Below are 23,859 nucleotides of genomic sequence, written 5' to 3'. Positions count from 1 at the left end.
GGCGTGGCCAGATCGGATGCATCCATCTCCCGAGCGGACAACGGAGCGGTTATGGGCACGGCATTGGTGACAGGAGCGGGACGCGGGATCGGGCGGGCGATCGCGCGGCGGCTGGCGGCCGACGGATTCTCCGTCGTGATCGCCGAGCTCGACCCCGACACGGCGCGGGACGCGGCGAAGGAGGTCGGGGGACGGGCCGTCCGGTGCGACGTCACGGACGAGGCGGCGATCGACGCCATGGCCGGCTCGCTCGACGACCTGCAGGTGCTGGTCAACAACGCCGGGATCTACCCGTTCGGGAAGCTGGCGGACATCTCCACCGACGAGTTCCGCCGCGTGCTCGAGGTGAACGTCGTCGCGCCACTGCTGCTGTCCCGGCGGCTGCTGCCGCTGCTCGCGGCGTCGCCGTCCGGTGGAGCGGTGGTGAACATCGCCTCCCTCGCGGCGAAGGCGGCGACCCCCGGGACCGGTGCCTACTCACCGTCCAAGGCGGCGCTGGTGTCGCTCACGAAGCTGTGCGCGCTGGAGTTCGCCGATTCGGGCGTCCGTTTCAACGCCGTCGCCCCCGGGGGCGTCCGCACCGAGGGCACGGCCGGCGTCTCCGCCGACGCCGAGCGGGAGGCGCGGTTCAATGCTCTCGTGCCGCTGGGGCGCCGAGCCCTTCCCGACGACATCGCCGACGTGGTGTCGTTCTTCGCCTCGCCGGACTCGCGTTACATCACCGGACAGGTGCTCTATGTGGACGGCGGGCTCTCTGAGGCCACCATTCCCTTCCTCCAGGCGGCCCAGCGAGGGGCGTGAGCTTCGTATTCACCGTTCGAGCGAGGAGCGCACATGCTGAGCCCCTATGACGAGCTGCCCGTCCACCAGACGCCGTATCCGCTGTCGATCGTGAGCAACACTGATCCCGGCTTCGACGACGGATACTTCTTCGGCGCCTTCTCCGCCGAGGCGGGGTGCTTCTGCTTCCAGGGCCTGCGGATCAACCCCAACACCGACATCATCGGAGGATATGTCGGCGTCATGAGGGACGGCGTCCAGCGGACGGTCCGGTTCAGCCGGACGTGGCGGGAACTGTGCGACACCACCGTCGGGCCGTACCGGATGGAGGTCGTCGAGCCGTTCCGGGACATCCGGCTGACGCTCGACGACAACCCGTCCGGCCTGCGGATGGACCTGCACTGGCTCGGGTCGGCGCCGCCCTATCAGGAGGCGCACCACCTGGCCGTCAACCGCGGACGGCCGGTGACCGACCAGACGCGGTACTCCCAGCCCGGGACGGTGCGGGGCTGGATCGAGATCGACGGCGACCGCGTCGAGGCGGACCCCTCGCACTGGTACGGCAGCCGCGACCACTCGTGGGGGCTCTACCACGAGCGCCCGCCGCTCGCCCCGGATCCACGGTGGCTGCCGCCGCGCGATCCCGGCGGCGTGCCCAGGGCCCTGCGCTTCTGGACGCTGTTCGGCGCAGGGGAGCTGTCGGGTTTCTACGCGATCCACGAGTCCCCGGACGGCGCGCAGGTCCCGATGAACGACACCTTCGGCACGCCTTTCGAGGGCCGCCTGCACCTTGGCCGGGATTCGGTCGCGGTCGACCTCGTCGCGGGCTCGCACGACCTCGAGCTCGTCCCGGGTACCAGGAGGCTGAAGGCCGGCACGGTCACGCTGACCGCCGCGGACGGCGGGAAATGGACGCAGCGCGTCGAACCGGTGGGGCCGCCATGGGTCACCGCGACGATCGGCTACCAGGGCGGCAGCTGGCGCGACGGCGGCTCGATGCGCACCTACCACGGCCCGGGGGTCAGCCTGGAGTGGGATGAGTTCGACTTCTCCCGGCAGCCCTTCGACCACACGCGCTACGACGGCTCGGTGGTGGCGGACCTGCACGGCAAGGAGTACCTGTCGCGCGTGACCACCACGGCACCGGACGGACGGCAATGGGTCGGGGCGGGTCACACCGAACTGTTCCTGGACGGCCCCTTCGCCCCGCTGGGGCTGCGGTGACGGCCCGCCTCGAGGACGCGGACTTCGTCGGCCGCTGGTTCCGCCACCGGATGACCCGGCTCGGACCGGAGGTCGCGGACGTGCGGATGCACGATGTCCGGCGGCTGTCCCGCGGTGTCTCGCGGCAGACCTGGTCGGTGATCGGCTCGGTCCTGGGCGGTGACGGCCGGTGGAGTGAGCGCGAGTACATCGTCCGGCGCGACCACGAGGGCGGCAGCATCATCCCCACCTCGTTGCGCACCGAGTACGAGGTCTACCGCCGGCTGAACGGATCGGCGGTGCCCACCGCGGACGTGCTCTGGTACGAGGACGAACCCGGGTGGGCGCCGGACGGCCGGGAGGCCTATGTGCGGGCCAAGGTGCCGGGGGACTGGCTGCTCCCCTTCATCGCCGATGACGACCCGGAGCTGGACGAGGCGCGCGTGGCCGCGTCCAAAGAGCACCTCGACAAGCTGGCACTGGTGCACACCCTCGACTGGGAGGCGCTCGGCTTCGGTGAGGTCTTCGCCGTTCCGCCGTCACCGGCCGAGTGCGCGGAGACCCTCATCGGTTCGGTGCTCTCGCGGCTCGCGGAGTTCCAGTTCGAACCCAGCCCGCTGCTCGCCGAGTGCGTCGCGTGGCTGCGGGACGCGGCACCGCGTGACTGCCCGCGCGTCACCTTGTGCAAGGGCACCAACGGGCACGGTGAAGAGGTCTGGTCGGACGGTCGCATCGTGGCGATGAGCGACTGGGAGCTGGCGGTGCTCGGCGACCCCGCCTACGACTTCGCCCAGGTGCAGGAGATGATCCCGGAGATCCACCGGAACGGACGGCGCGTCTGGGGACTGCCGGAGGCGCTGGCCTACCACCGGGAGCGCACCGGCATCGAGATCACCGTCCGGCGCGTCGAGTTCTACCGGCGGTTCTACGGAGTGCTGCAGTTCCTCTACTGCCATCACGCCGCGGCCCTCGTCCACCGCAAGGAAGCGGCGCCTCTGCGTTTCGTGTGGACCGCCGCGGAGGTCGGGTACCACAGCCGGCTGAGGCTCGCCGGGGTGCTCGGCATCGACCCGCTCCAGGAGGCGCCGGCATGATCCATCCCGGGGTGGACGAGATCCTCGCGTCCGTCATCGACGCGGTCGAGAACGACATCGCCCCCGCCGCGGGCGGAGACGAGTACGCGGCCAGCCTGTGCCGGACGGTCGCCCAGATGCTCCGCTCGGTCCGGGTCAGGGTCCGCGACGAGACGGCGTCGCTGGCCGAGGACAACGCCGAGTTGCGCGCGCTTCTGGCGGGTCTGCCCCGGCGACCGGGGGTGCCGGACGAGGTGCTGCGCGAGGTCGCCGCGGCCGTCGGGCGGCGGCCGGAGCCGCGGTATCCCGCACTGGCCGAGCTCCAGGAGGACGCGGTGCGGCTGCGTTCCGCGCTGGTCTCGGTGATCGACGCCCTGCCGGACGCGGCGGACCCGGTCCGCGTCGCCGCCCGCGACTACCTGGGCAGGCAACTCGTGCGGGAACGGGCATGGCAGCGGGACGCCTTCACCGGGCCCCGGCGCTGAGGCGTTCTCCCAGCGGGACGGCGGAAACCGGCTGCCCGGCCGCAGAAGATCTATTGCTCAATAATAGATAACTAGAGTAAGCTGCGTCACACTCGCAAGGAGGACGAGCATGGTGGACATCTCGCGTCCGTGGGTCGTGGACAGCCCGATCAGCACCCGCTTCCCCGTGTACACCCGTGGCAACGTCGGCGAGGTGTCCTCGCGCGTGGCCACCCCCCTGTTCTGGAGCATGATCGGCGGGATGCCCGCCGAGCGGGAGTGGCGGCGGGCGCTGGCCGAGTTCGGCGCCTTCGACGAGGACGAGTTCCGCCCCGACGCCATCGACATCCAGGGCATGGTCCACGGTTACGTCTATCTCAACCTCTCGACGCTTCGGGTGTTCGGTGCGCGGATGCCGGGCGCCAGCCCGGAGCTGATGGACCGCACCTACCTCGGGGACGCCGGCGGGCCCGCCTACGTCCCGCATCCCGATGACCTCGCGCCCCAGTTCACCGAGCGCATCCTGCGGACCGTGGAGAAGGTCTTCGCCGTCGAGTCGCGTCCCGACGTCGAGGAGGACGCCAGGACCGCGGCCCGGCTGCGCGCCGGCCGTCCGGACTTCGCGTCGCTGACCGACCGGGACCTGGTGGCCCGGCAGCGCGCCATCATGGCGGATCCCTACGCCGCGATCCTCCGCAGGCACCTCACGATGGTGTACGAGTCGTCCCTGGTCACCGGGGCGCTCGACGAGGCACTGGCCCCGTTGGACGACCCCACGCTCGCCGTGCGGCTGCTCAGCGGGCTCGGTGACATCGCCTCGGCCGCCCCTGCCCAGGCGTTGTGGCGGCTCGGCCGGATGGTCGCGGCATCGCCGGACCTGATCGCGGAGTTCGACACCGGCACGGGCGGCCTGCTCGAACGGCTTCGCGCCCGCCCGGAGCGGCCGGTGACCGCGTTCCTGACCGCGTTCGAGGCGTTCCTCCGCGAGTTCGGGTCGCGCTCGACCGATGAATGGGAGGCGGCGCCCGCGACCTGGGAGACGCATCCGTCGATACCGCTGGGCCTGATCGACCGGATGCGGCTGCAGCCCGCCGACCGGGAGCCGGAACTGCGCTCCAAGGCCCTGCGCGCCGAACGCGAGCGACTGACCGCGCAGGTGCGGGACCGGCTTTCCGCCGACCCTGAGGCGGTGGGCCGCTTCGACGCCGCGATGCGTTCGGTGGCCGTCTTCATGGCGGCTCGGGAGCTCAGCAAGACCAACGTCATCCGCGTGCTGCACGAGGCCCGCCTGCCCATGTGGGAGCTGGGCAGGCGTTTCGTCGCCGCAGGTCACTTCGGCGATCGGCACGACATCACGATGGTCCGGGAGGACGAACTGGACGCCCTCCTGGACGATCCCTCCTCCTTCAAGCCGGTCATAGCCGAGCGCTGGGAATGGCATCGCGCGCTCTCGGAACTGGAACCGCCGCACATCATCGACGGCGAGGTCCCGCCGGTGACGACCTGGCCCAAGCGCAGGGACCCGGCGGTCACGCTCGCCCGGCCCGGGGACGTGCTCACCGGCCTGGCCGCGTGCCCGGGTGCGGCGACCGGGCCGGCCCGGATCATCTCGGACCCGTCGGAGGCCACCGAGCTGGAGCCGGGCGAGATCCTGGTGGCGCCGATGACCGACCCCGGCTGGACGCCCCTGTTCACCTCGGCCGCGGCCGTGGTCGTCAACGTGGGGGCGCCGCTCAGCCATGCCGCCATCGTGAGCCGCGAACTCGGCATCCCCTGCGTCCTGGCGGTGCGGGACGCCACGAAGAGGATCAAGAACGGCACCATGCTGACGGTCGACGGCACCGCCGGCACGGTGACCGTTCACTGACCTTTCCGGCTTCTCGCCCGCCGCGGGTCTCCCCGCGGCGGGCGAAGGGGCGGCCTTCAGGTGGTGAGCTCGCCGGGGGGCTGCGGGGGCGGGGTCTGCCAGGGCATGAGGGAGCGGCAGGTCAGGCCCCCGTCCACCGGCAGGACGGCGCCGGTCACGTAGCCGGCGGCGGGAGAGGCCAGGTACAGCGCCGCATGGGCGACGTCGTCCGGGCGGCCGGGGGCGGGCGGGACCGCGCGCCGGTCCTGCGCGTCGCGCCGCAGCAGGTCCGATCGCAGGCCGCCGACCGGCGCGTCCTCGCCGGAACCGTGATCGGTCTGGATGCTCCCGACCCGGATGGCGTTGCAGCGCACGCCCAGGTGGGCGTATCCGGCGGCGATGGATCGGGTGAACGATTCGAGGGCGCCCTTGCCGGCGGCGTAGGCGTCGAAGCCCGGCACGGCCAGCACGGCCGCGACCGAGGAGACGTTGACGATGCTCCCGGTCCCGGCGTCGACCATCGGCTCCAGCGCGGCCTTGGTGGGCAGGAACGCGCTGGTGAGCGTGCTGCGCAGCACCCGCTCCCAGTTGCCGAGCGTGACCGACCCGGCCGGCCCGTCGACATCGCGGCTGTGCAGGAGGTCGGTCGGCCCGGCATTGTTGACCAGGACCGACAGGCCGCCATACCGGGTCACCGCATGCCGGACGAGCGCGCGGACCTCGTCCTCGACCGTGACATCGGCACGGACGAACTCCGCCCGGCCGTGGGCGGCGAGCCGCTGCTCGGCGAGCTTGCCGCGTTCGGCGTCGCGTCCGCAGAACACGACGGTGGCGCCCGCCCCGCACAACCGGCCGGCGATCGCCAGCCCGATGCCCTTGGAGCCGCCGGTGACCAGCGCGACCCGCCCGTCCAGGCGGAACGGGTCGGTGCCGGCCGGGGTGGATGGAGAGGACATGGCCGACTCCCGGCGTCAAACGGCCGGCTGGAAGACGATCGGAAGCGCGCGCAGGCTGCGCAGCATGAAGCTGGGGCTGTAGGCCGTGGCGTCCGCCGTATCGTCCAGCCGGATGCCGTCGAGCCGGTCGAGCAGCGTCCTGACCGCGATGAGGGCCTCGCGGCGGGCCACGTTGGCGCCGAGGCAGACGTGCTCGCCGCGCCCGAAGGCGAGGTGGTGGCCGCGGGAGGCGTCCAGCACCAGCGCGTCCGGGTCGGGGAAGGCGTTCTCGTCGCGGTTCCCGGAGGCGTAGACCAGGTAGAGCATGGCGCCGGCCGGGATCGCCTGCCCCCCGACCTCGCAGTCGGCCGTCGCGGTCCGGAACATGCCCTGCGTCGGTGCCTCGAGCCGCAGGCACTCCTCGACGAAGAGCGCGATCCTGTCCGGGTCGGACCGCAGCTCGTGCAGCAGGTCCGCGTCGGTCAGCAGCCGGCGCATGGCGCTGGAGATCAGGTTGGTTGTCGTCTCGTTGCCCGCGACGAGGAACTGGACGAGCATCTGCAGCAGTTCGTCCTCGGTGAGCGGCTGCTCGCCCTCCAGCCTGGCCGACAGCAGGTCGGTCAGCAGGTCGTCGGCGGGCTCGGCGCGCCGCTCCGCCAGGCGTTCGGTGAAGTAGTCGTAGAACTCGTCGACGGACTGGAACAGATCGGTGATCTCCTCCGCCGTCAGGTCCAGCGCACCGACCCCGCGGGTGAACGCGTCCGACCAGCGCTTGAAGGTGCTCATCAGGCTCGTCGGCACACCGAGGATGCGGGCGATGACGGTCATCGGCAGCGGCAGGGCGAAGTCGGCGATCAGCTCCGCCCGGCCCTTGGCGGCGAAGCCGTCGATGAGCTCGTCGGCCGTCCGCTGGATCTGCGGCTCCATCTGCGTCACCCGGCGCGGTGTGAAGGCCGGGCTGACCAGGCCGCGCTGCCGCCGGTGCACGGGCGGGTCGCAATTGAGCAGGACGGGGGACGCGCTCAGCCGCAACCGCCGCCGGGCCTGCCGCCGCGTCGCCTCGGAGTACTCCTCGCTCTCCGCCACGCGCGCGGCGAGCGAGGTGACCGAGCTGGGGCCGCTGGCGGACCCGCTGGAGAAGGCGATCGGGTCGCGGAGCACCTCGCGGATGTCCTCGTACCTGCTCACGACCCAGGCGTTCAACCGCTCGCTCCAGGCCACGGGATGCTGCTCGCGCAGGTCGCGGTAGGCCGGGAAGGGGCAGCCGATGCTGCCGGGTTCGAGATCGAGGAGCTTTCCGAACCCGGAGTCCGCGGGGATCACGGGTGGCGTCGTCTGGGGTGCGTCGCTCATCAAGAGGCCGATCTCCTAGCGATGGATGGTCTAGTGCCAAAGTAAATGTTCTCGGGCTCGAAGGCCAGGTTTCCGAGGGAACTGATCGTGAAACGGTGTCGAGGTGAGCTGCCGTCACCTCTTGTCATCTAGTATCTAGTACTAGAGTAATTCTCGGAGCTCATCTCGACCCCAGGGGCGGTCCGTGATCCTCACCTTGATGCGCCATGGCGAACCGCTTCGTCCCGGCACGGGCGCGGACCCGCGCGACCCGGGGCTGAGCCCGCGCGGCCGTGCCCAGGCGGCCGCGGCGGCCGCCCGGGCGGCCGCCTGGACGGGCGCCGACGCGGTCGAGGTCCTGTACGCCTCGCCGCTGTCGCGCGCCCGCGAGACCGCGGGCGTCGTCGCGGACCGGCTCGGCATGGACGTCCGTATCGAGGAGGGGCTCGCCGAGTTCGACCGCGGGGCGCGGTACCTCCACTACGAAGACGGCGCCGACATCTGGAAGCGCTACCTCGCCGGTGATCTCACCCCATGGGGCACCACGCTGGGGGAGTTCCGGGACCGGGTCGTGGCGTCGGCCGACCGGTTCCTGGAGGCCCATCGAGGGCGGCATGTTCTGGCCGTCTGCCATGGCGGTGTCATCAACGTGTTCGCCAACCACGTCCTGGGGATCACCCACCGGACGCAGCTGTTCCCGCCGGAGTACGCCTCAACGAGCCGCTTCCGGTGGGAGGGCGAGCGCGGCTGGCAGGTCCTGAACCTCAACGAGAAGGCGGTCATGGCCACCGACCAGGCGGCGGAGCCCGCCGGGGCCCAGTAGGCCCTCCGACCGCGCCACCCCGGTCCGTACCGGCAGCATAGGAGAAGGCGCCATGCGCATCGCATTCCGTTACGACATGCGGGCCCCCGTGCTCGGCCCCGAGTCGCCGGCGCCGCGGGACCTCTACCGCGCCGCCCTGGAGCAGTGCGCCTGGGCGGAGGAACGCGGGTTCGACGCCGTCTACCTGGCCGAGCACCACGGTGCCGACGACGGCTACTGCCCGTCACCGGTCACGCTGGCGGCGGCCGTCGCGGGCCGGACGGCCCGTCTCGAGTTGCACTTCTCGGCTCTGATCCTGCCCATGCACGACCCGGTTCGGCTGGCCGAGGACCTGGCCGTGCTCGACCTCATCGCGGGTCCGGGCCGGGTCCACGTCTACGCGGGCATGGGCTACCGGCCGCACGAGTACGCCATGTTCGGCGTCGACTTCGCGGACCGGGTCCGCGTCTACGAGACCGCCCTCGACGTCCTGCGCAGGGCGTGGAGCGGCCGGCCGGTCATGCGGGACGGGCAGCAGATCACGGTGACGCCGATGCCGGCCACGCCCGGCGGCCCCCGCCTGTACGTCGCCGGCAGCGCCCGGCCCTCGGCGCGCCGCGCGGTGCGGATGGGCTTGGGCTACCGGCCCGTCAGTGAGGAGCTGTACCGCTACTACGTGGAGGAGGCGGCGCGGGCCGGGCTGCCGGATCCCGGCCCGTTCCCCGCGCATGGCCCCGGTTTCCTGCACGTCACCGAGGACCCGGAACGCGACTGGCCGCGCCTGGCCCCGCATCTCATGCACGCGACCAACCTCTACGCCCAGTGGGCCACCGAGCGCGGCCGGGACGGCGAGAACGGCTACTGGCGGACCAACGACGGGCTCGAGGAACTGAAGAAGGACCCCTCGCTGTGGGTCGTCACTCCGGAGGAGTGCCTGCGGCGCTGCCTCGCGCTGGGGACGGACTGGGAACTGCGTTTCCATCCCCTGCTCGGGGGCCTGCCGATCGAGCTGTCCTGGGCCGGACTGGAGCTGTTCGAGGCCAAGGTCCTGCCCGCCCTCGCGGAGGCGGGGCGGCGACCGCCCGCCGGAAAATAGTCGAGCTTGCGATATTCTAGTCCTAGAGTTAATCTGGTGCGGGGCTGCGGTATGCCGTGGCGGCTCGCCTTCGACGGAGGCCAGGCCGACGGAAAAGGGACGTCTGGAGGCTCATGGAACTCGCTCTGATCCGGCACGCCGAGCCTCGCCGGGCAGCCGGCGCGGACGAGCGCCGCGACCCCGGGCTCAGCGACGCCGGCCGTGCGCAGGCCGAGCGGATCGCGGCCCGTCTCGCGGGCGAGCGGTGGGACGCGCTCTACTCCTCGCCGCAGCGCCGCGCCCTGGAGACCGCCGAGATCGTGTCCGCCCGGCTCGCCCTGCCCGTCCAGGTCGAGGAGGGCCTGGCGGAGTTCGATCGCGGCGCCGAGTACCTGCACGTCGAGGACGCCGCGGCCGACGACGAGCGGCTGCTGGCCTTCCGCCGCGAGGACTTCTCCGCCTACGGGACCGACGCGGCGACCATCCGGCGGAACGCCCGCACCGCGCTCGAGGCGATCGTCGCGGCCAACCCGGGCCGCCGCGTCGCCGTCATCAGCCACGGTGCCGTGATCAACGCCTACGTCGGCTCGGTCATCGGAGTGGAACGCCTCGTCTTCCACCGTCCGGCCTACACCGGTATGACACGGCTGCTGATCAGCCGGCAGGGCGTCGGCAGCCTGCAGTCCCTCAACGAGTCCGCGCATCTGTGCATGCCGCAGCCGCGCACCGCCCAGCCCCGGGAGGCGTGAACACATGTCCGCAACCGACTTCGACGTCATCGTCATCGGCTCTGGCGCGGCCGGCCTGAGTACCGGCCTCGCGGCCGCCGAGCAGGGCCGCGAGCGGGTCCTGGTGGTCGAGTCCGAGACCGTGGTCGGCGGCTCGTCCCGGCTCTCGGGCGGGGTCGTCATGGGCAGCGGGAGCAGTTTCCAGCGCGCCGCCGGCATCGACGACGAGCCGGGCGACCTGTTCAAGGAGTACATGGCGCTGAACACCTGGGACGTCGCGGCCGGCCCCGTCGAGCGGTGGGCGGGCCGGTCGGGGGAGACCATCGACTGGCTGGCCGGACACGGGGTGAAGTTCTTCGACCGCCTCATCTTCGGCGGCGACGAGCGCAAGCCGCGCTCGCACTGCATCGACGGAGGAGGCCAGGCGCTCATCAACGCCCTGGCCTCCGCGTGCCGCCGGCACGGGGTCGAGGTGGCGCTCGGCCGGAGGGTCGAGGAGCTGGTGGTGGAGGACGGAGCCGTGCGCGGGGTCGTCTCCGGCGGAGAGGCGCTCACGGCGGCGGCGGTGGTGGTGGCCACCGGCGGGTTCGGCGCCAACCCGGAGCTGCTGGCCGAGTACTACCCGTCCGCGTGGATCCCGGACTGGACCTGGTACATCGGTGCCGACGGAGCACGCGGCGACGCCCTTCGCTTCGCCGCGGCGGTCGGCGCGCAGACCACCGGCGTGGATCGCGGCCTGCGCACGCTCGACCCGGGACTGGCCAGGCTGAACGAGGCGTTCCTGCCGGGCTGGACCGTCCTGCTGGACGGCGAGGGCCGCAGGTTCTGCGACGAGACCGCCCCCTACGGCATCCTCGACACGCTGGTGCGGGCCCGCGGCGATCGGGCCTTCGTCGTGTTCGACGACGCGGCCCTGCGTCCGCCGGAGGACGAGCGCGAGAAGTACCGCGACGCCTACAAGCAGGTCTGGCCCAACCACGCGCCCTTCAAGCCCAAGAACTACACCGCGGACATGATCGACGAGAACGTCAAGCGCGGCAAGGTGCACGCCGCCGACGACATCGGCGTGCTGGCCGAGAAGATCGGCTTGCCCGCCGACCGCCTGACCGGTGAGATCACCCGGTACAACGGGCTGGTGGCGGAGGGCGTCGACCGCGACTTCGGCAAGTCGGGCAAGTTCCTGGTCCCGCTCGCCACGCCGCCCTACTACGCGGTCGAGGTCCGCCCCGTCACGGTCAACCACACCGGATACGGGCTGCGCATCGACGAGTACGCCCGCGTGATCGGCCAGGACGGCCGGGTGATCCCGGGGCTGTACGCGGCCGGCGAGTGCACGGGCGGGATCGCCGGCGTGACCTACATGGGCAGCGGCAACTCGCTCGCCAGCGCCTGCGGCTTCGGCCGCATCGCGGGCGAGGAGGCCGGGCGGCGCGCCGAGGAGGCGGCACGAGCATGACATCGGAACTGGAGCGGCGCGTCCAGCTGATCTGGGACCGGCAGGAGATCGAACGGGTGCTGCGCCGCTACTGCCGCGCCATCGACCGGCTCGACCTCGACCTGCTCCGCTCCGTCTACCATCCCGACGCGACGGACGCGCACGGCACCTTCGAAGGCGACGCCCACGAGTTCGCCGAGTTCATCGTCGACCGGATCAGGCGGCAGACCAGCTACGGCTTCCACACCGTCACCAACGCGATCATCGAGGTGGACGGCGACCGGGCGACGTCGGAGTCCAGCTACTTCGGCTACCACCGGATCCCCGGCGGGTGGGACTCGGTGTCCGCCTTCTTCGGCGAGGGCTACGCCGCCTCCGCGAAGGCGGACGGCGCCCTCGACCAGGAGCACGAGTACGTCTGCGGCGGCCGCTACCTGGACCGGTTCGCGCGCCGGGACGGAACCTGGCGGATCCTGCGCCGCCGCATCACCAACGAATGGAACCAGTGCCGCCCTTCCGCGCACCTGCTGGAGGGCGGCCGGGCCGCCTACGACCTGCCCGGCGCCCGCGACCGCACCGATCCCGTGTACGACCTGACGCTCGACTGAGCCGCGCGTCGAGCGGTCTGCAGCGGCCCTCGCGACCGCCGGCCACCACGGTCTCTGAGGAAGGAGACGCAAATGGGGGAGACCCTGAGCGCACCGCCCGGTCCACGGATGTCCGATCCGCCGCCGCCCGACGCCCTCGCGGACATGTACCACCTCATGCTGGTCACCATGCTGGCCGACAAGAAGTCGGTCGCGGAGGCCAAGGCCGGCCGCCTTCAGGCGGCCTTCTACCCCGTACGCGGGATGGAGGCCGTCTGCGCCGCCTTGGGGGACGTGCTGCGTCCCGAGGACCGTCTTGTGTCGACCTACCGCAACCTCGGCGACGCCCTGGCCAAGGGGGTGCCGCTCAGGTCGATCATGGCCGAGCTCTACGGGCGTGTAGAGGGAACTTCGCGCGGCAAGGGCGGTCCGATGCATCTGCAGGACCAGTCCGTCGGGTTCACCGCGACGACGGGTGTCGTGGGGTCCGGGCTGCCGATCGGTGTGGGCCTGGCGATGGCCGCCCAACTGGACGGCAAGGGGTCGGCGACCGTCGTCACGTTCGGCGACGGCGCGACCTCGATCGGCGCCTACCACGAGGCCATGAACTTCGCGGCCCTGTGGCGGCTGCCGGTGGTGCTCCTGTGCCAGAACAACCAGTGGGGCGAGCACACCAAGATCGCGGACTATGCGCCTTCGACCGACCTGGCGGGGCGCGCGGCGGCGTACACGATCCCGACCGAGCGGGTCGACGGCTTCGACCCGATGGCCTGCCGCGAGGCGATCGGGAGGGCGGTGGAACGGGCCCGGCGGGACGAGGGGCCGACGTTCCTGGAGTGCGTGAGCTACAGGCTGACCGGGCACACCGGCACCGCCGACTTCAGCTACGTGCCGAAGGACGAGCTGGAGGCCGCGCTCAAGCGCGATCCCGCCCCGTCCTTCCGCACATGGCTCACGGCCAACGCGCTGCTGCCGGAGGAGCGGATCGTCGACATCGAGAACGCGGCGGAGCGGTACGTCGAGGACGCGTTCGAGTACGCGCAGTCCTGCGCCTTCCCGCCTCCCGAGGAGCTCTACACGGATGTCTTCGCCGACGACTCCTGGGTGAGGAGCATCAGTGATGAGTGAGGTGACGCCGGTGCCCGCAGCGGCCCGCGGCGGCGAGCCGTCCGAGCCGTCCGGGACGGCGGAGATGACCATGGCCGCCGCGATCAACTCGGCCTTCCACCTGGCGATGGAGGCCGATGACAAGATCGTCGTCCTGGGCGAGGACGTGGCGGAGCCGATCGGCGGCGTCTTCAAGACCAGCAAGGGGCTGTCGACGAAGTTCGGCACGTCCCGGGTGCGCGCCACGCCGATCGCCGAGGGGACCATCGCGGGTGCCGCCGTGGGACTCGCGCTGGGCGGCTACCGTCCGGTCGCCGAGATCATGTTCTTCGACTTCGTGACCCTCACGCTCGACCAGGTGCTCAACCACGCGGCCAAGTTCCGGTACATGACGGGTGGCGCGACCCCCGCCCCGCTCACCGTCACCACGGTCATCGGGAGCAGCCACTTCGGGGCGCAGCACGCGCAGTCCCTCGAAGCGTGGTTCATGCACACACCCGGGATCAACGTGGTCATGCCGTCCACGCCGTCCGACGCCAAGGGCCTGCTGACGTCGTGCCTGCGCTCGCCGGACCCGTGCCTGTTCGTCCAGCACTCGGGGCTGCTGTACGGCAGGAAGGAGCCGGTTCCCGTCGGGCCGCACACCGTCCCGTTCGGTCGTGCGCGGACCGTGCGGCCGGGCCGGGACGTGACCATCGTGACCTACGGGCCCGCGGTGGCGGTGGCCGAGGACGCCGCGGCCCGGCTCGCCGCCGAAGGCGTCGAGGCGGAGGTCATCGACCTGCGCACGCTGGTCCCGCTCGACTTCCCGGCGGTGCTGGAGTCGGTGGAGCGCACCCGCCGGGCGGTCATCGTGCACGAGGCGACGCAGTTCTGCGGCCCCGGCGCGGAGATCGGCTCGCGGATCCAGGAGGAGCTGTTCGGCGAGCTTCTGGCGCCCGTGCTGCGGGTGGGCGGCGCCTACGCGCCCGTTCCGTTCTCCAAGAGCCTGTCGAGCCATCCGACCGCGGAGAAGGTCGTGGAGAAGATCAGGGGGATGTTGTAGAGGGAGGGGCCCTGGCGCAGCTCGTCAGGGCCCCTCTCAGGCGGCCACCCGCGCCTCAGCCGGCGGGACGTTCGACGAACTCGACGAGGTTGCCGTCCGGGTCCTCCACCAGCGCGATGGTCACGCCCGGCCGGACCTGCGCGGGGCCGTCGGCGATCGGCCGCCCGGCGGCGCGGCAGGCGTCCAGGATCTGGTCCAGGTTGGACACCGAGACGGTCCAGTAGCGGATCCCCGTGGCGTCCCCGAGCGCTCCTCCCGGCCCGGTGACGCCGGGGGCCCGGTCGAACTCGAGGATCTTGAGCACGCAGCCGCCGACCTGGAACCGGCTGATGGTGAAACCGTCCATCCGCAGTTCCTCCAGGGCCGGCAGGCCGAGAACGCCACCGTAGAACGCCAGGCTCGCCTTGCGGTCGCGGGTGACGATGCCGATGTCGATCGTGTCCTTCGCCAGTTCCAGTGCCACCGGGCCTCCCGGGCTCTTGTTCGCGGTTTACCGAGAATATAGTCTAGTACTCAAACATTGATTTGACGACTAATGAATCCACTCGCCCGGCGTGATCGAGGCGGGATGGCGGTGAGGTGGTGGGATCGTGGATCTGGGCCTGCACGGGCGCCGGGCTCTGGTGACGGGCGCGAGCCGCGGGATAGGACGGGCGATCGCGCTGACGCTGGCCGCGGAGGGATGCGCGCTGGCGGTCTGCGCCCGGGGCAAGGAGGCGCTGGCCGAGACCGCCGAGGAACTGCGGCAGCGCGGTGCCCCGGTGCACGCGCAGTCCGTCGACGTGTCCGACCCGGCGGCCGTTCGCGAGTTCGTGCGCGCGAGCGCCGAGGCGCTGGGCGGCCTGGACATCGTCGTCTCCAACGCCTCCCCGGGAAGCGTCAAGGGGGAGGGCGCGTGGGTGGCGAGTGCGCAGGGAGATCTGCAGGCGTTCGCCGTGCTGGCGGACGCGAGCCGGCCCCATCTGGCGCGCTCCGAGGGCGCGGCCGTCGTGGCCATCGCCTCCACCAGCGCGGTCGACACGGCGTTCCCGTCCGGCCCCACCGCGTTCGCCGCCATCAAGGCGGCGGTGCTGCAGCACGCGTCGGCCCTCGCGCGCTCCCTCGCTTCCGAAGGCATCCGGGTCAACACCGTGTCGCCGGGTCCGGTCGAGTTCGAGGGCGGCGCCTGGAGCCAGGTGCGGGACGCGCGGCCCGAGGTCTACCGGCAGGTGCTCGGGACGGTCCCACTGGGACGGCTCGGATCTCCGGAGGACGTGGCGAGCGCGGTGGCGTTCCTGGTCAGCGCGCGGGCGTCGTTCTGCACCGGGGTCAACTTCGTGGTGGACGGCGGATTGCTGTCCCGCGTTCAGCACTGATCGAGGAGGAGCATCGGATGGGCGAGAGACTGGACCTTGGGGGTCGCCGGCTGACCTATCAGGATGTGCTGGATCTCGATACCCGGGAAGTGCCGCGCCACCTGCGGGAGGAGTCGCCCGGCAAGTTCGAGGAGACCGAGGCGTCCATCGCCCGCTACATCGACCGCGAGTGGCACGAGCGGGAGAAGGAGCGGGTGTGGAAGCGGGTCTGGCAGTTCGCCTGCCGTACCGAGCACATTCCCGAGGTCGGCGATCACATCGTCTATGACATCGCGGGCATGTCGTATCTGGTGATCCGCAGCGCCCCGGACGAGATCCGCGCCTTTCCCAACGCCTGCCTGCACCGCGGGCGCCAGCTGAAGCAGTACGCCGGCCGCTGCTCGGAGATCCGCTGCAGCTTCCACGGGATGGCGTGGCGGTTGGACGGGGAGCTGAAGGACATCCCGGCGCCCTGGGAGTTCCCGCACATCGACCGGGAGAACTTCCGCCTCCCCGAGGTGAGCGTGGGCACCTGGGCCGGGTTCGTGTTCATCAACCCCGACCCGGACGCCGAGCCGCTCGAGGACTACCTCGGCGATCTCATCGGGCATTTCGCGAAATGGGACCTGGAGAACAGGTACGTCGAGGCGCACGTCTCCAAGATCCTGCGGTGCAACTGGAAGGTCGCCCAGGAGGCCTTCATGGAGTGCTGGCACGCGGCGGCGACGCATCCGCAGACCGTTCCCTACGCTGCTTTCGGCGCGTGCCAGGTGGACGTCTACGACAACTTCGCGAGGTTCATCACGCCCTCGGAGGTCGTCGGCCCGATGATCCCCTGGGATCCCAGCACCGAGGACATGCTGCGGGCGACGATGGACGTGCGCCTGGACGAGCCGCTACCGGTGCGGCTCGGGCCGGGAGAGACCGCACGGTCCTTCATCAGCGAGAACACCCGCGAGAAGTGGCGCGGCTTCCTCGGCGACCGGATCGAGGAATGGGCCGACTGCGAGCTGGTCGACAACTTCACCTACACCGTCTTCCCCAACATGATGCCGTGGGGCGGGGTGCACAAGCTCTGCTACCGCTTCCGGCCCAACGGTGATGATCACCGGTCCTGCATCATGGACGTGTTCACCGTGGCGCCGTTCAGCGGGGAGCGGCCGCCGCCGGCGGACGAGATCGAACTCGGCGCGGACGACCCCTGGAGCGACGTTCCGCAACTCGGGATCGTCGGCAACATCCTCGACCAGGACGTCTTCAACATGGAGCGGGTCCAGCTCGGTCTGGAGACCACGCACAAGCCGACGGTGACATTCGCCGCCTACCAGGAAGACAATCTCAGATGGATGCACCGGTTGATGGACCGGTACATGGAGGCCGAGTAGCGATGCACGGACTACGGCACCCGTACAGCTTCGCCCTTTACGAGCCGGACGGCCCCGGGCGCGCGCGCGTCACGACGCGCGACGGCGAGAAGGTCGGGATCTACGCGGCGGACGGTCGCTGGCTGGAAGGCGCGAAATTCGACGTGGACCCGCACATGTGCGGATGGGTCTGCGGGCCGAGAGGCACCCACAGGATGATGGACAAGCGCTGAAGGGCGGCCGTACCGGATGACCGTGAACCGGAGCGACCGGCAGGTCCTCGTGGTCACCAAGGGCCACACATACGATCGGAACGCTTTCGGCGCGATGCTCGACTCGCTCGACGGGATCACGTGCACCCAGGTGGAGCAGCCCGCCGCCCAGAGGCATTTCGCGGGAGAGGAGCCCGCCCGCTGGGACGCCTATGTCATGTACGACATGCCGGGCTACGAATTCTCCGCCGACCACACGTCCCCGCCGGTGCTCACCGACCCTCCGGAGGACTACAGGCGCGACCTGCTGGATCTCGTCGCGTCCGGCCACGGCTTCGTGTTCCTGCACCATGCCCTGGCGGGCTGGCCGACCTGGGACGACTACGCCGATGTCATGGGCGGCCGGTTCCGTTTCATCCGCGACCCGGGGCATCCGGACTCCGGATACCGGCACGGCGTCACGCAGCACGTCGAGCCCGCGGCGCCGGGGCATCCCGTTCTCGAAGGGCTCGACGGCGGCTTCGAGATCCAGGACGAGGTCTACCTCTGCGAGATCCATGATGCCGAGATCACCCCGCTCCTGGTCACCGATGCCGAACTGACCGATCGCACCGTCTGGTCGGCATGGAACGCCGTCCAGGGGCGGCGGGACGACAACGACGGCTGGGAGCACCCGAGGGGGTCGGGAGTCGCCGCCTGGGTGCGGGACCACCCCCGCAGCCGGATCGTCTACATCCAGTTCGGGGACGGGCCGGCCGCGTTCGGGAACCCCGGCTTCCGCCGCCTCCTGGCCAATGCCGTGGACTGGGTCTCGCGGCGGGACACCGCGGGGCAGGGAGCCTGAGCGGGGGGCCGTCGCGAACCGCCCCACCCTGAGCATGGCCACGGCGGCCTCGCATCGTCCGCCGGCGCGTGACCACGAGAGGGGCGGGTGCCGGTCCGGCCCCGCCCCTCTCGACGGCTGCCGCTAGTGGATCGTGACGGTACCGGCGGTGCCGTCGACCGTGATCAGCGTGCCGTCCGCGATCCGCTTGGTGGCCTGCTCGACGGCCAGGACGGCGGGAATGCCCAGCTCGCGGCTGACGATGGCGGCATGGCTGAGCGGTGATCCGACGTTCACCACGACGCCGAGCGCCGAGGCGAACAGGGGAGTCCAGCCGGGGTCGGTCACCGGCGCCACCAGGATCTCCCCGGGCTCCAGGCCGATGGCGTCGGCCGGATCGTGGATCACGCGCGCCCGCCCGGTGGCCGCACCGGGGCAGGCGCCCAGGCCGGTGAGGACGTCGCCGGAGCGGCCCGGGCTCGCGGCCGGTGCCGACCGCTTCGCCCATTGCGTGACCGGCGGGACCGCTCCGTCGACCACGAAGGGGGGTTCCAGGGCCTCCAGTTCCGCCTTCCACTTCTTGCGCTCGGGGATCAGCGGGAGGACCGCCTCGGGGTCGTCGATGAGCGTGCCCAGCTCGTCGATGTCGAGCAGCCCGATGTCGTCGATCGATTCCAGCAGGCCGCGCTCGACGTGGCGGCGGCCCAGCTCGCGGAAGGGCAGCCGCGCCTCCTGGAGGACCCGGATCGTCGTGGTCTTGCTCAGCTCCCGCGCCGGCATCCACACGGCCATGGCCTGCAGAGCCGTATCGAGCTTGCCCAGCAGTTCCGGCCGATCGGCGAGCCGTTCCCGCAGCCGCCGGGTGAGTTCCTCGCGCTCCTCGCGCACACGCGGCGCCAGGGACTCCGGCGAGCGCTCGTCGGACTGCAGCCGCATCCGGTCGACGAGCCCGAGGGCGATGTGCGGGTGGGTCTCCCAGGTCGCCGGCAGGGCCTCCCATTCGTCGGTCGACCGCGAGCCGTACTCGAACAGGAACGCGTCGAAGTCGGCGACGAAGGCCCGCGCGTCCGGGTCGGAGAGCGCTCGCAGGCGCCCGTCGAGCCCCGCCATGTCGCCGGCCTCGAACTCGGCGGTGAGCGTCCCCGACCCGCGAACCGTCCTGCTCAGCCGCCAGAGGCCGATCGTGGGCGCCGCGGACGCGACTCCGCCCCAGCCGCCCATCAGCCTGACCTCCAGCGTGGGGTCCGACAGCTCGGCGATGACCTCCTGCAGCATGCCGGTGACCAGCGTCGACTCGTACACCATGAGCAGATGCTTGCGCAGCACGCCGCCGTAGTGGCCGGTCATGATCTTGTGGTGGTGGGCGAGCAGCTCCCGGTCGGACATCGCGGCGAAGTCCGGCCGGGCGGCCCGCAGCTCGGCCGCCCTGCGGGCGTCCTCCTCGAGGTCCGGGCGCGATCGTGCGCCGAGCACCCGCTGCACGGTGGCCATGATCCGTTCGGTGTACTGCGGGGCGTCGTCGCCGGGTTCCGCGACGTACGGCTTCACTCCCGCGCTCTCGCCGAGGTAGGCGCGGTCCATCAGCTCCGCGCTCGCGCCGGGCATGCGGACGCCGAAGACCCGGGCGATCGACAGGTTCATGTAGATGTAGCCGTGGATCAGAGCGGTGATGTCCATCTCGTCGGGGCGGAACTCGTCCTCGTCGAAGGCGCCGAACTCCACCAGTGCCTTGCGCCACTGGATCTCGGCCGGCCACCCGCCGATCGAGCTCCAGGACAGCGGCGTGGACACCCGGCCGGCCACCTCGCCGGTGTTGCCGCGGGTGTAGATGGGGAACCGGCCGCTCAGCTCAGGGGTGTCGACCACCCAGGGACGGTTGATGTCGACCATGCCGAACCTCTTCTCTCGAGTGCCCAGTCGGGGTGGGTGTTGCGTGGGCTCACTGCGGGAGCGGGGGGACGGTCATCCGGTGAGTTCGATCGCCTCGGTCGGGCACTGGTCCGCGGCGTCGCGCACGTCCTGTTCGAGCGGCTCGGGGATCGTGTCCACCAGAGCGACGGCGAACCCGTCGTCGTGGATCCGGAAGACATCGGGAACGGCGGCTTCGCACTGGCCACAGCCCTGGCAGGTGTCCGTGACGGTGACGCGCATGGCGACCCCCTCGTGTTCGCGAGCGTCTGAGGCTAGCGTGCCTCTCCAGATAAATCTATCGCTATATATTCTAGATATCGACCTTCAGTGTGCTGATCGCCGTCGCTCGGCCGTGATAGCCGTGCGAGGTGCTCGCCGCTGCCTGCGCCCTCCGCTCCCGGCTACCGCCATCCAGTGATCGACGATTTGGGTCATGGACACTTCTGCATGGCAGGCAATACTCTACTAATCAAGTTTTTTGCCCGGGCAGTCCGGAGGTGGGTGTGGTCGAGCAGGTCAGGGGCGTCCGCGGCACGGATCCGGCGGCCGGCCACCGTTCCGGTGACCGCGACGGGACGCCGGAGCGCGGACTGCGGCGAGCGCTGCGCAGGCGCATGGATCTCGACGCCGCCATCGCGGACAGGCGCCGTGCCGCCGCCAGGGAACTGCGCACCATCGTCGGGGACCTGACGCGGGGGACCTCGGGCCGTCCGCCCGCTGACTCCGGCGAGCTACTGCGCCTGGTCGTCGAGATGGCGGGAGAGCTGGCGATGCGGGCGCACGAGGGCGACCGCGAATGCGCGGAGTCAATGCGCGCGATCGCCCGCTGGCTGGTGTCGACCGATCTGCCCGAGGTCGAGGCGATCGCATCGCGGAGCACCGAGACGGGAGCCGGGAACGCGGCGGAGGGCCCCGCCGGCCCTCCTGCGAGCGTCACCGCGAGCGGGCTTCTCGCCTGCGTACGAGGGCACAGCGCCGATCCGGACGAGATCATCGCGGTCGGCGATCTGCGACGGTTGGCAGGCGGCTTCTCCAAGGAGATGCTCGCGGCCACCGTGGAGCACGCGCGCGGGTCCCAGGAGATCGTGATCCGCAAAGTGGCCCCCGGACGCACCGCCGGAACGCTCGGCGGTGAGTACGCGACCTTGCGCTTCGCCTGGGAGCACGGCGTCCCCGTGCCGCAACCGCTCTGGCTGGACGAGACGGCGCTCGGCACGCCCGCCTTCGCGACGACCATGGTGGCCGGTCGCCCCCTCGGCGACGTCTGGGGCCCGACCGAGCGGATCGGGCGCCCGGCCGTCCGCGCGGCCGCCACCTCGCTGGCGCGGCTGCACTCGCTCGACGTGGCCGTTCCGCCGCGGACGCCGCTGCCGCCCATGCTGACGCCCGGGCAGATCCTCGCCGCGATCGACGAGCGGCGGTCCGTGATCGACGCCGCCGCGGGCGAGGTCACCGCGCCCTTCGTTCCCCTGTTCGCCCTGGTGTGCGCCTGGCTGCGCGCCGGAGTCCCGCGCGGCGTGGGGCGTCCGGTGCTGGTGCACGGCGACTACGGACTTCACAACCTGCTCTTCGACGGGGACCGGCTGAGCGCCGTCCTGGATTGGGAACGCGCTCACCTGGGCCATGCCGCGGAGGATCTGACCTACATGCAGCCCAGCATCGAGGCCGTCGGGCTGTGGGAGGACTTCCTCGACGCCTATCGCGGTGCCGGCGGCCCGGCCCTCGACGCCGAGCGGCTGTCGTACTACCCGGTCTGGCACGACCTGTGGCGCGGGGTGTCGTCCTACCGGATCCGGGCCAGGTACCTCGCCGCCCCCGAAAGGATCACCGACGCGATGGCGGGGCTTCTCATGGCCCCCAGGTTCCTGCTCAACGCCGCCCGCATCGCGTTCGCGCTCTGAGACCCGACGAGGAAAAGAAGGAGAGCCCCGTGCTCACCGATCTGGACGAGACACTGTTCCATCAGCAGCCGCAGCCGTTCGCCGTGGTCGCCACGAGCGACCACCGGTTCTTCGACCGGTACTGGTTCTGCGGCGCCGCTCCGGACGGCGGCACCGCCTTCTTCGCGGGCTTCGGCCGGTACCCGAACATGGGGACCCGGGACGCGTTCCTGTCGGTGCTGCGCGGCCGCGTCCAGCACAACCTGCGTGTGGCCGCGCAGCCGTCCCCGCGCGACACGGGCATGTCCCTGCTCGGCGGCTCGGTCGGATCCGCCGCCAAGGTGGAGGTCCACGAGCCCTACCGCAGGCTCGCCCTGTCCTACGACGCGCCTGAGGCCGGGATCGGCGCGCGACTGGAATTCCGCACCGACTACCCGCCCCATCTGGAGAGGCACCATGTCGAGATCCGGGATTCCCGCGTTCTCCAGGACCAGCAGCGGTATGTCCAGGTGGGCCGCTGGGACGGGTGGATCACGGTGGACGGCCGCCGCCAGGAGGTCGAGGGCTGGTGGGGCGACCGCGACCACGCGTGGGGCGTCCGGGTCGACGTCGGCGGGCTGGAACCACCGGACATGAGCGAGCGCGTCGGCAGCCTCACCGTGTGGTGCAGCTTCTCGACCGCCTCGCTGCAGGGCCTCTTCCAATTGCGCGAGTACGCCGACGGGCGCCCCGCCTACATCGACGGTGCCGTGTGCCGCGCGGCGGATCCCTCCGCGCCGATCCGGGTCACCGGGATCGAGCACGAGATCGAGTACGCGCCGGGGACGAAGAACTACCGCCATGCGCGGCTCCGGGTGCGTCTGGAAGACGGCCATACGGTGAAGGTGGAGGCCGAGCCGCTCACCGAGCGGGCATGGGCGGGGCGCGGTGGCGGCTACAGCCGCGGGTTCGCCGACGGCAGGGGCTTCGGCGCACGACGGGGTGAGGTGGTCGAGCACGATGTGTACGACCTGACCGATCCGGTGCGGGTCGTGCTGGAGGGAGCCGCCGTTCCGGCCGGCCATCGCGAGCAGCTGGCGCGGGTGTCGGTGGACGGGGAGCCGGGCATCGCCCACCTGCCGATCATGGACCGCAGCGGCCGGCTCCCCGGATAGCCGCGGCCCGGCGGCGGCCGGCCGTCGTGGTCCGGTTCCTACCTGGAGCCGGCGCGCGGGGCCTTCAGCGGGGCGTCGCTGTCCCCGGCGGCCAGCCGGAGCCGGGTCAGTACCTCGATGAGCTGCACCTGGTCGTCCACGTCGCTCCCCACCAGGCCGAAGTCGATCTCCCGCAGCTCGCCGGTCACCTGGGCGAGCAGGGTGCGGCCCTTGGCCGTGATGGACACCTGGATCGCCCGGCGGTCGGTGGGGTGCGGGCCGCGTGCGATGACACCGAGCGCCTCGAGCCGGTCGGTGGCCAGCGTGGCCGTCGACGGGTGCACCATCAGGCTGCGCGCGAGCTGGCTGATGAGGCGCGTCCCGGTCTCGCTGAGCTGGAGGGTCATCAGCAGCATGTAGTCGGTGATGTTGAGCTTGTGCGGTCTGAGCCTGGACTCGGTGGCCTCGACGATCAGGCGGTGGAAGCGCAGCACCGAGCTCATCGCGATGAAGGCCTCCTCCGACTCGCCGAGGCCGTGCCGCCGCCAGAAGTGGCGGGCCCAGTCGATCGGGTCGGCGTTGGCCGTGGCGGCGGAAGGGTTGCCCGCCGCGGCGGCTCCGTCCTTGGACCGTGCTGCCATCTCGCTCCTGCCTCTCCCCGGGCGTCTGCGGGGAGGGAACTTCCCCGTGCCCAACAGTCTAGTGCCAGACATCAGGAACCTCGGGCGGAAGGCGGGGGAGTGGCGAGAGGGGAAACTAAAGCTCTAGTGGACAACTATTCAGTCCAAGA

24 protein-coding genes are annotated in these 23,859 nt (G+C 71.3%); 18 read left to right on the top strand and 6 right to left on the bottom strand.

The window, feature by feature from the left end; all coding sequences use genetic code 11:
* Window positions 1–51 precede the first annotated feature (51 nt).
* The 5 genes from F8568_RS23175 (at window position 52) to F8568_RS23155 (ending at window position 5,387) form a co-directional block, all read left to right on the top strand.
* Window positions 52–801, top strand: coding sequence for an SDR family NAD(P)-dependent oxidoreductase (locus F8568_RS23175; RefSeq protein ID WP_151595772.1), 750 nt, complete (start codon window positions 52–54; stop codon window positions 799–801).
* Window positions 802–834: 33 nt separating this feature from the next.
* Window positions 835–2,004 (top strand): hypothetical protein, encoded by a 1,170-nt coding sequence (locus F8568_RS23170; RefSeq protein WP_151595771.1) that lies wholly within the window; start codon window positions 835–837, stop codon window positions 2,002–2,004.
* Window positions 2,001–3,077, top strand: a complete 1,077-nt coding sequence (locus tag F8568_RS23165; RefSeq protein WP_202125248.1) for a phosphotransferase family protein — start codon at window positions 2,001–2,003, stop codon at window positions 3,075–3,077. Before F8568_RS23170 ends, F8568_RS23165 begins: the two co-directional genes overlap by 4 nt.
* Window positions 3,074–3,541, top strand: coding sequence for a hypothetical protein (locus tag F8568_RS23160; RefSeq protein WP_151595769.1), 468 nt, complete (start codon window positions 3,074–3,076; stop codon window positions 3,539–3,541). Before F8568_RS23165 ends, F8568_RS23160 begins: the two co-directional genes overlap by 4 nt.
* 109 nt (window positions 3,542–3,650) lie before the next feature.
* Window positions 3,651–5,387: a PEP-utilizing enzyme gene (locus F8568_RS23155; RefSeq protein WP_151595768.1), complete on the top strand. Its 1,737-nt coding sequence runs from the start codon at window positions 3,651–3,653 to the stop codon at window positions 5,385–5,387.
* Window positions 5,388–5,443: 56 nt separating this feature from the next.
* On the opposite strand, the gene F8568_RS23150 is transcribed toward F8568_RS23155, so the two are convergent.
* Together F8568_RS23150 and F8568_RS23145 are read right to left on the bottom strand one after the other, a co-directional pair.
* Window positions 5,444–6,322, bottom strand: a complete 879-nt coding sequence (locus tag F8568_RS23150) for an SDR family NAD(P)-dependent oxidoreductase (protein WP_151595767.1) — start codon at window positions 6,320–6,322, stop codon at window positions 5,444–5,446.
* A 15-nt stretch (window positions 6,323–6,337) separates the two neighbouring features.
* On the bottom strand, window positions 6,338–7,654 hold the full coding sequence (locus F8568_RS23145; RefSeq protein ID WP_151595766.1) for a cytochrome P450: 1,317 nt from the start codon (window positions 7,652–7,654) through the stop codon (window positions 6,338–6,340).
* Window positions 7,655–7,853: 199 nt separating this feature from the next.
* Here F8568_RS23145 and F8568_RS23140 point away from each other — a divergent pair, with 199 nt between their 5' ends.
* The 7 genes from F8568_RS23140 to F8568_RS23110 all read left to right on the top strand — a co-directional run bounded on the left by F8568_RS23140 (window position 7,854) and on the right by F8568_RS23110 (window position 14,412).
* Window positions 7,854–8,456: a histidine phosphatase family protein gene (locus tag F8568_RS23140; protein ID WP_151595765.1), complete on the top strand. Its 603-nt coding sequence runs from the start codon at window positions 7,854–7,856 to the stop codon at window positions 8,454–8,456.
* A 52-nt stretch (window positions 8,457–8,508) separates the two neighbouring features.
* Window positions 8,509–9,531 carry an LLM class flavin-dependent oxidoreductase gene (locus F8568_RS23135; protein ID WP_202125247.1) on the top strand — a complete coding sequence of 341 codons (1,023 nt, stop codon included), beginning with the start codon at window positions 8,509–8,511 and terminating at the stop codon, window positions 9,529–9,531.
* A 113-nt stretch (window positions 9,532–9,644) separates the two neighbouring features.
* Window positions 9,645–10,259 carry a histidine phosphatase family protein gene (locus tag F8568_RS23130; protein WP_151595764.1) on the top strand — a complete coding sequence of 205 codons (615 nt, stop codon included), beginning with the start codon at window positions 9,645–9,647 and terminating at the stop codon, window positions 10,257–10,259.
* A 4-nt stretch (window positions 10,260–10,263) separates the two neighbouring features.
* Complete coding sequence (locus F8568_RS23125) at window positions 10,264–11,694, top strand: FAD-dependent oxidoreductase (RefSeq protein WP_151595763.1); 1,431 nt, start codon at window positions 10,264–10,266, stop codon at window positions 11,692–11,694.
* Window positions 11,691–12,281 carry a nuclear transport factor 2 family protein gene (locus F8568_RS23120; RefSeq protein ID WP_151595762.1) on the top strand — a complete coding sequence of 197 codons (591 nt, stop codon included), beginning with the start codon at window positions 11,691–11,693 and terminating at the stop codon, window positions 12,279–12,281. The genes F8568_RS23125 and F8568_RS23120 overlap by 4 nt, the downstream gene beginning before the upstream one ends.
* Window positions 12,282–12,353: 72 nt before the next feature.
* Window positions 12,354–13,388, top strand: a complete 1,035-nt coding sequence (locus F8568_RS23115) for a thiamine pyrophosphate-dependent dehydrogenase E1 component subunit alpha (protein WP_151595761.1) — start codon at window positions 12,354–12,356, stop codon at window positions 13,386–13,388.
* Window positions 13,381–14,412 carry an alpha-ketoacid dehydrogenase subunit beta gene (locus F8568_RS23110; RefSeq protein WP_202125246.1) on the top strand — a complete coding sequence of 344 codons (1,032 nt, stop codon included), beginning with the start codon at window positions 13,381–13,383 and terminating at the stop codon, window positions 14,410–14,412. Before F8568_RS23115 ends, F8568_RS23110 begins: the two co-directional genes overlap by 8 nt.
* A 55-nt stretch (window positions 14,413–14,467) precedes the next feature.
* Here the strand turns inward: F8568_RS23110 and F8568_RS23105 are convergent, their stop codons facing one another.
* Window positions 14,468–14,875, bottom strand: coding sequence for a VOC family protein (locus tag F8568_RS23105; RefSeq protein ID WP_151595760.1), 408 nt, complete (start codon window positions 14,873–14,875; stop codon window positions 14,468–14,470).
* A 127-nt stretch (window positions 14,876–15,002) separates the two neighbouring features.
* On the opposite strand from F8568_RS23105, the gene F8568_RS23100 reads away from it, so the two are divergent.
* The 4 genes from F8568_RS23100 to F8568_RS23085 are packed head-to-tail and all read left to right on the top strand — an operon-like array spanning window position 15,003 to window position 18,166.
* Window positions 15,003–15,767 (top strand): SDR family NAD(P)-dependent oxidoreductase, encoded by a 765-nt coding sequence (locus F8568_RS23100; RefSeq protein WP_151595759.1) that lies wholly within the window; start codon window positions 15,003–15,005, stop codon window positions 15,765–15,767.
* 17 nt (window positions 15,768–15,784) lie between these two features.
* Window positions 15,785–17,131 (top strand): aromatic ring-hydroxylating oxygenase subunit alpha, encoded by a 1,347-nt coding sequence (locus tag F8568_RS23095; RefSeq protein ID WP_151595758.1) that lies wholly within the window; start codon window positions 15,785–15,787, stop codon window positions 17,129–17,131.
* A gap of 2 nt (window positions 17,132–17,133) precedes the next feature.
* Complete coding sequence (locus F8568_RS23090) at window positions 17,134–17,343, top strand: SH3 domain-containing protein (RefSeq protein WP_151595757.1); 210 nt, start codon at window positions 17,134–17,136, stop codon at window positions 17,341–17,343.
* A 16-nt stretch (window positions 17,344–17,359) separates the two neighbouring features.
* Window positions 17,360–18,166, top strand: a complete 807-nt coding sequence (locus F8568_RS23085; protein ID WP_151595756.1) for a ThuA domain-containing protein — start codon at window positions 17,360–17,362, stop codon at window positions 18,164–18,166.
* 123 nt (window positions 18,167–18,289) lie between these two features.
* Here F8568_RS23085 and F8568_RS23080 read toward each other — a convergent pair whose 3' ends face one another.
* Window positions 18,290–20,035, bottom strand: a complete 1,746-nt coding sequence (locus F8568_RS23080; RefSeq protein ID WP_151595755.1) for a PEP-utilizing enzyme — start codon at window positions 20,033–20,035, stop codon at window positions 18,290–18,292.
* A 72-nt stretch (window positions 20,036–20,107) separates the two neighbouring features.
* Window positions 20,108–20,296: a ferredoxin gene (locus F8568_RS23075; protein ID WP_151595754.1), complete on the bottom strand. Its 189-nt coding sequence runs from the start codon at window positions 20,294–20,296 to the stop codon at window positions 20,108–20,110.
* Between the two features lie 263 nt (window positions 20,297–20,559).
* Here F8568_RS23075 and F8568_RS48470 point away from each other — a divergent pair, with 263 nt between their 5' ends.
* Together F8568_RS48470 and F8568_RS23065 are read left to right on the top strand one after the other, a co-directional pair.
* Entirely contained in the window at window positions 20,560–21,957 is a 1,398-nt protein-coding gene (locus F8568_RS48470) for a phosphotransferase family protein (protein ID WP_151595753.1), read from the top strand.
* Between the two features lie 29 nt (window positions 21,958–21,986).
* Entirely contained in the window at window positions 21,987–23,090 is a 1,104-nt protein-coding gene (locus F8568_RS23065) for a hypothetical protein (protein ID WP_151595752.1), read from the top strand.
* Between the two features lie 38 nt (window positions 23,091–23,128).
* On the opposite strand, the gene F8568_RS23060 is transcribed toward F8568_RS23065, so the two are convergent.
* Window positions 23,129–23,710 (bottom strand): MarR family winged helix-turn-helix transcriptional regulator, encoded by a 582-nt coding sequence (locus tag F8568_RS23060; RefSeq protein WP_151595751.1) that lies wholly within the window; start codon window positions 23,708–23,710, stop codon window positions 23,129–23,131.
* Window positions 23,711–23,859: the final 149 nt, after the last annotated feature.

Source organism: Actinomadura physcomitrii (assembly GCF_008923205.2).
GTDB classification, from domain to species: domain Bacteria; phylum Actinomycetota; class Actinomycetes; order Streptosporangiales; family Streptosporangiaceae; genus Spirillospora; species Spirillospora physcomitrii.
This window is presented reverse-complemented; position numbering and strand designations above follow the sequence as displayed.

Excerpts from the sequence above, each read along its gene's own strand:
- F8568_RS23175 (WP_151595772.1), top strand. The coding sequence starts at position 52 with ATGGGCACGGCATTGGTGACAGGAGCGGGACGCGGGATCGGGCGGGCG.
- F8568_RS23170 (WP_151595771.1), top strand. The coding sequence starts at position 835 with ATGCTGAGCCCCTATGACGAGCTGCCCGTCCACCAGACGCCGTATCCG.
- F8568_RS23160 (WP_151595769.1), top strand. The coding sequence starts at position 3,074 with ATGATCCATCCCGGGGTGGACGAGATCCTCGCGTCCGTCATCGACGCG.
- F8568_RS23155 (WP_151595768.1), top strand. The coding sequence starts at position 3,651 with ATGGTGGACATCTCGCGTCCGTGGGTCGTGGACAGCCCGATCAGCACC.
- F8568_RS23150 (WP_151595767.1), bottom strand. The coding sequence starts at position 6,322 with ATGTCCTCTCCATCCACCCCGGCCGGCACCGACCCGTTCCGCCTGGAC.
- F8568_RS23145 (WP_151595766.1), bottom strand. The coding sequence starts at position 7,654 with ATGAGCGACGCACCCCAGACGACGCCACCCGTGATCCCCGCGGACTCC.
- F8568_RS23140 (WP_151595765.1), top strand. The coding sequence starts at position 7,854 with ATGCGCCATGGCGAACCGCTTCGTCCCGGCACGGGCGCGGACCCGCGC.
- F8568_RS23135 (WP_202125247.1), top strand. The coding sequence starts at position 8,509 with ATGCGCATCGCATTCCGTTACGACATGCGGGCCCCCGTGCTCGGCCCC.
- F8568_RS23130 (WP_151595764.1), top strand. The coding sequence starts at position 9,645 with ATGGAACTCGCTCTGATCCGGCACGCCGAGCCTCGCCGGGCAGCCGGC.
- F8568_RS23125 (WP_151595763.1), top strand. The coding sequence starts at position 10,264 with ATGTCCGCAACCGACTTCGACGTCATCGTCATCGGCTCTGGCGCGGCC.
- F8568_RS23120 (WP_151595762.1), top strand. The coding sequence starts at position 11,691 with ATGACATCGGAACTGGAGCGGCGCGTCCAGCTGATCTGGGACCGGCAG.
- F8568_RS23115 (WP_151595761.1), top strand. The coding sequence starts at position 12,354 with ATGGGGGAGACCCTGAGCGCACCGCCCGGTCCACGGATGTCCGATCCG.
- F8568_RS23110 (WP_202125246.1), top strand. The coding sequence starts at position 13,381 with ATGAGTGAGGTGACGCCGGTGCCCGCAGCGGCCCGCGGCGGCGAGCCG.
- F8568_RS23095 (WP_151595758.1), top strand. The coding sequence starts at position 15,785 with ATGGGCGAGAGACTGGACCTTGGGGGTCGCCGGCTGACCTATCAGGAT.
- F8568_RS23090 (WP_151595757.1), top strand. The coding sequence starts at position 17,134 with ATGCACGGACTACGGCACCCGTACAGCTTCGCCCTTTACGAGCCGGAC.
- F8568_RS23085 (WP_151595756.1), top strand. The coding sequence starts at position 17,360 with ATGACCGTGAACCGGAGCGACCGGCAGGTCCTCGTGGTCACCAAGGGC.
- F8568_RS23080 (WP_151595755.1), bottom strand. The coding sequence starts at position 20,035 with ATGGTCGACATCAACCGTCCCTGGGTGGTCGACACCCCTGAGCTGAGC.
- F8568_RS23075 (WP_151595754.1), bottom strand. The coding sequence starts at position 20,296 with ATGCGCGTCACCGTCACGGACACCTGCCAGGGCTGTGGCCAGTGCGAA.
- F8568_RS23060 (WP_151595751.1), bottom strand. The coding sequence starts at position 23,710 with ATGGCAGCACGGTCCAAGGACGGAGCCGCCGCGGCGGGCAACCCTTCC.